At 73.6% G+C, this 4,730-nt stretch carries 4 protein-coding genes; all 4 read left to right on the top strand.

The features are described from left to right. On the top strand, window positions 1-205 hold a 205-nt coding region (locus VGD85_RS15210), incomplete at its 5' end, for a hypothetical protein (RefSeq protein WP_331064277.1). Between the two features lie 94 nt (window positions 206-299). Further along, complete coding sequence (locus VGD85_RS15205) at window positions 300-1,664, top strand: MFS transporter (RefSeq protein WP_331064276.1); 1,365 nt, start codon at window positions 300-302, stop codon at window positions 1,662-1,664. Window positions 1,665-1,720: 56 nt separating this feature from the next. Continuing rightward, window positions 1,721-3,259, top strand: coding sequence for a M1 family metallopeptidase (locus VGD85_RS15200; protein WP_331064275.1), 1,539 nt, complete (start codon window positions 1,721-1,723; stop codon window positions 3,257-3,259). A 74-nt stretch (window positions 3,260-3,333) separates the two neighbouring features. Beyond that, window positions 3,334-4,730, top strand: a 1,397-nt coding sequence (locus VGD85_RS15195; protein ID WP_331064274.1) for a hypothetical protein, incomplete at its 3' end; no start/stop codon positions are given.

The raw sequence follows: 4,730 nt of genomic DNA, 5'->3' as shown, positions 1-4,730 counted from the left end.
GGCCGACGGCTCGTTCGGCGGCGACGAGGACGCGGCGTACGTCGCCGCCGCGGCCGTCAACGTCCACGCGTACGACGAGGCCCGCCGCCAGCTGGCGCGACCCGAGCACCGGGCGGCCTGGGAGCACTGGGCCGGTCTGGTGCCCGACCCGGCCCGCGGGCGCCTGCTGCGACTCGCGGCGGCGAGCGGGGTCTCCGCGGCCTGAGGGGTTCCAGGCTCGCTGCGCTCGCACCTGAACCACCGGGTGGCCTCGGAAAAGCAGACGACACCCGGCGATCGGTGGCGGAGAATCGCCCACGATGTTCGCGACTCTCGTGCGCTATGCGCGCCCACCCTCGCCGTTGGCCGGCCGGCTCTCGGTCCAGTCGCTGTTGTTCGCGCTCGGCGAGGGCACGTTCATGACCGGGTCGGCGGTGTTCTTCACCCAGATCGTCGGGCTGACCGCGTCCCAGGTCGGCCTCGGCCTGACCTGTGCGGGCGCCGCCGCGTTCCTCGCCGCGCTGCCGATGGGCAAGCTCGTCGACCGCTTCGGGCCCAAGCGGATGTGGGCGGTGAGCGCGTTGGGGCAGGCCGCGATGTTCGCGGTGTGGCCGTTCATCACCGACTTCCAGGGCTATCTCGCGATGGCCGTCGTCATGGACGTGATCGGGGCGCTCGGCGGTGCGGCCTACGGCGCCTACACGATCGACGTGCTGCCCGCCGACGAGCGGGTGAAGTCGCGCGCGTACATGTACTCCGCGCTCAATGTCGGGTTCACCCTCGGCTCGCTGCTCGGCGGCATCGCGCTGGCGTTCGACTCCAACACGCTCCTGCACGGCCTGCCGTGGTTCACCGCCGCAGTGTTCCTGGTCAACGCCCTCGCGATCACGGGGCTGCCGCGGGCGTCGCACGACGACCTCTCGGTGGAGGAGCGCAAGGTGAAGGTCCCCGGACCGGGCCCGCTGCGCAACCTCGGGTGGCTGCTGACGACGTTCTTCACCGGCGTGTTCTGGACCAACCAGGTGCTGTTGAACATCGTGATCCCGCTGTGGCTGGTCGAGCAGACCGACGCGCCCCGGGTGCTGCTGGCCTTCCTGTTCGGCACCAACACCGTGATGTGCATCTTCTTGCCGATGGCCGCCGCGCGCAGCGTGCACAACGTGCCGACCGCGCTCAAGGCGGTGCGGATCTCCTCGACGTTCTTCGTGGTCTCCTGCCTGATCACCCTGGCGACCCACGACACCGTCGGGTGGACCACGATCGCTCTGGTCTGGCTCGGCCACGTGACGGTGACCGGCGCCGAGCTCTACCTGTCGGCGGCCAGCTGGTCCTTCGAGGCCGAGCTGATGGACCCCCGCCAGCGCGGCGCCTACCAGGGCGCGGCCGAGCTCAGCGGCACCCTCGGCAAGGTGTGGGCGCCCGCGGTCTTCACGTTCCTCGCGATGAACTGGGGCGCCACCGGCTGGCTCGTCATCGCCGGGATCATCGTGGTCGCCACCGTCGGCATCCACCCCTCGACGCGCCTGGCGCAGCGCTTCCTCGAGCAGCACGTCCCCGCCGACGTGCTCGCCGACGCGCGGGCCGGGGCGCCCGACGCCGACGTCGGGCTGGTCACCGGACCGCCCTCACTGATCGACGCCGAGGACCCGGCGCCCGGCCCGCTGGACCCGCTCAGCAGCCCGTGATTGGCTGGCTCCGCGCGGCCACATCGGGGTGACCGCAACTCGGGGAGGACCAGACCATGGCACGACCAGCACGAGTACGACGTACCGCTCTCGCCGCGGCAGCCGCCCTGCTGCTGCCGCTCGGCGTCGCGCAGGCCGCGGCGCCCGACGGAGACCGGGCCGCGGCCGGCTCGCCGGGCGCGCGCGGCATCGGCGACCCCTACTACGCCGACTACGGCAACGGGGGCTACGACGTCGACCACTACGACATCCGGGTGTCCTACGTGCCGCGCACGGACCGGCTGCGCGGCACCACCCGCATCCGCGCGCACGCCACCCAGGACCTGTCCCGGTTCAACCTCGACTTCGTGCTGCCGGTCTCGAGCGTGCGCGTCAACGGCGAGCGCGCGACCTACACCCAGGGCCGCCACGAGCTGGTCGTCACGCCCGCGCAGGAGCTGTCCACCGGCGCGGCGATGAAGGTCCAGGTCACCTACGCCGGCGTGCCGTCGACGATCCGCTCCGACGGCATCAAGCCGTGGATCCGCACCGCCGACGGCGTCGCCGCGGTCGGGGAGCCCGAGATCGCCGCGTGGTGGTTCCCGGCCAACGACCACCCGCGCGACAAGGCCACGTTCGACGTCCGGGTCACGGTCGCGAAGGGCCTCGAGGCCCTGGGCAACGGGGTCCTGGTGTCGAAGAAGGACCAGCACGCCAAGCGCACCTGGCACTGGCGCGAGTCCACGCCGATGGCGACGTACCTCGCGTTCTTCGTGGTCGGCCAGTTCGACATCACCCGCTCGCGCGCCGACGGCCTGCCCGTGATCACCGCGGTCGCCTCGCACGGCGGCAAGGAAGGCAGGTACGCCGCCGCCGCGCTCGAGCAGACGCCGCGGATCCTGCGCTTCCAGGCCCGCCACTTCGGGCCCTACCCCTTCGAGGCGATGGGCGGGGTGGCGCCGGCGGCCGACTTCGGCTTCGCGCTGGAGAACCAGACCCGCCCGGTCTACACGCGCGGGTTCTGGAGCAACGGGCCCAACATCTACGTGGTCGTCCACGAGCTCGCCCACCAGTGGTACGGCGACTCGGTGTCGGTGCACGACTGGCGCGACATCTGGCTCAACGAGGGGTTCGCGACGTTCGCGACCTGGCTGTGGTCGGAGAAGCACGGCGACGGCTCGGCGGCCAGGCTGTTCCGCCAGGACTGGCGTGCGTTCCCGCCGCGCGACCGGTTCTGGGACGTGAAGATCGGCGACCCGGGCGCGCACAACGAGTTCAACGGGGCCGTCTACGAGCGCGGGGCGATGACCCTACAGGCGCTGCGCACCCGGATCGGCAACGCGGCGTTCGCGACCGTGCTGAGGACCTGGGCCGCCGACCACCGCTACGGCAACGCGTCGGTGCCTGAGTTCATCGCGCTCGCGGAGCAGGTCTCGGGCCAGGACCTCGGATCGTTCTTCGACGCCTGGCTCTACACCGGTCGACGCCCGGCGGCCACCGAGGAGAACGGGTTCCCGCCGGACTTCCAGGCGCGATCGGCGCCCGCCGGCGTACCCGCTTCGTGGCAGCAGATCCGGCACACCAACGACCTGCTCGCGCGGCTCGAACCACGCTGACCCGGTCCCGCCCTAGCATCGGGTCAGGACGCGTCCGGCCCGGGCGCGGCGAGATCGGGTGAACGGGGTGTGCCGTGGGAGGTGGCCAGGAGCCGGAGCGACGCCTGGAGCGCGTCGTGCTCGGAGCCGAGGACGCCCCGGCCGACGTGCTCGTCGCCACGGCGGTCGGACTCGTGGCCGACGGCCTGACCGTGGTCGTGACCGGCACCGACGGCGTCGTGCTCGAGATGGCCCGCGACCGGCTCGCGGTCGAGCTCCCGGCCGCACCGGCGCCGCAGGTGCCCGACCCGGGTCTGCGGTGGCTCCCGCTGCCCGTGCACGGCGACCGACCGGTGACCGAGGAGGAGCTGCTGCGGCTGGTCCGGCTGCACGCCCGCGACACCCCCGAGCACCGGCGCCGCAGGCGGCAGGCCTTCCCGCCCGAGGAGTCGGTGCCCACCGAGGAGCAGGTACGCCGCCTCGCGGACCGGGTGACCCGCGCCGACCTCGCCGCCCGCCAGCTCGACCCGGGGCTGCGCGACATCCTCGACCGGCCCGACGCCGGCGAGGTGCTCACGGTGATCCGAGAGGTCAAGGCCCGCCTGGGCGACGTGCTCGAGCATCGTCGGGCGTGGGTCGTGAAGGTCGCCGACCTCGCGCTCGCCGATCCGCACGGCGAGGGGTGGCGGCGCGTGTGGGGTCAGGCCGAGGCGATCGAGCGACTGATCGCCGTCGCCACCGAGCTCGGCGACACCGAGGTCGAGGGGGTCGAGCCCACCGCGGAGACGCGGCAGGCCTTCAGCGCGCTCGAGACCCAGCTCGCGTCCGGGCAGCAGTCCCGGCGCTGGTTCCGCGGCAAGGCCCAACGCACCGCCGCCCGCCTGCTCGAGAGCGCCCGCGTCGACGGCGAGCCGGTCACCGACGCGGCCGGCGCCGCCGCCGTCCTGCGGTTCGTCGAGGTCGCGGACCGGGCCGCCGACCTGGAGGCGGAGCTCGCCCCCGCGGGCGTACCGGTGCCGCCGCTGACTCCGCGCGACGAGCTCGTCGACGGACTCACCGACGTGCTCGTCGCGCTGCGCTCGGTCGACCGGCTCGTGGCGATCGCCCGGCGCTTGATCGTGGTGCTCGGCCCTTCACGGATCGACCTGCCCGTGGGCTCGGTCGAGGAGGCCGAGAGGGTGCAGTGGGCGGGCGACGCCCTGGCCGCGGTCCGCGAGGGCGAGCTGGCCCGGCGCGAGCTCGAGGAGGCGGCGCGGCGGCTCGAGCAGGCGGCCGCCGAGGTGGTGGCCCACGACGACCTGGACCAGCCCGCCCCCGAGGTCGCCGAGCTCGTCTTGTGCCTGCGCGCCGCGGCCGACACGGCGTACTCCGAGTGGCTGGTGAAGATGCACCTCGGCCGCCGCGCCCGCCGGCTGGCGGTGCTGCGCGAGGAGCTCGACGCGCGGGTGGCCGAGGGCGCGCCGGGCCTGCCGCCCCTGCTCGAGGCCGACAC

Origin of the sequence: Nocardioides sp. (genome assembly GCF_036401255.1) — a bacterium.
Lineage (GTDB): Bacteria > Actinomycetota > Actinomycetes > Propionibacteriales > Nocardioidaceae > Nocardioides.
Note: the sequence above shows the minus strand (reverse complement) of the source record. Positions and strands in the feature narration are given on the sequence as shown.

What these genes read in the sequence shown, in the direction of transcription:
- VGD85_RS15200 (WP_331064275.1), top strand. Translation starts at nt 1,721, where the DNA reads ATGGCACGACCAGCACGAGTACGACGTACCGCTCTCGCCGCGGCAGCC.
- VGD85_RS15205 (WP_331064276.1), top strand. Translation starts at nt 300, where the DNA reads ATGTTCGCGACTCTCGTGCGCTATGCGCGCCCACCCTCGCCGTTGGCC.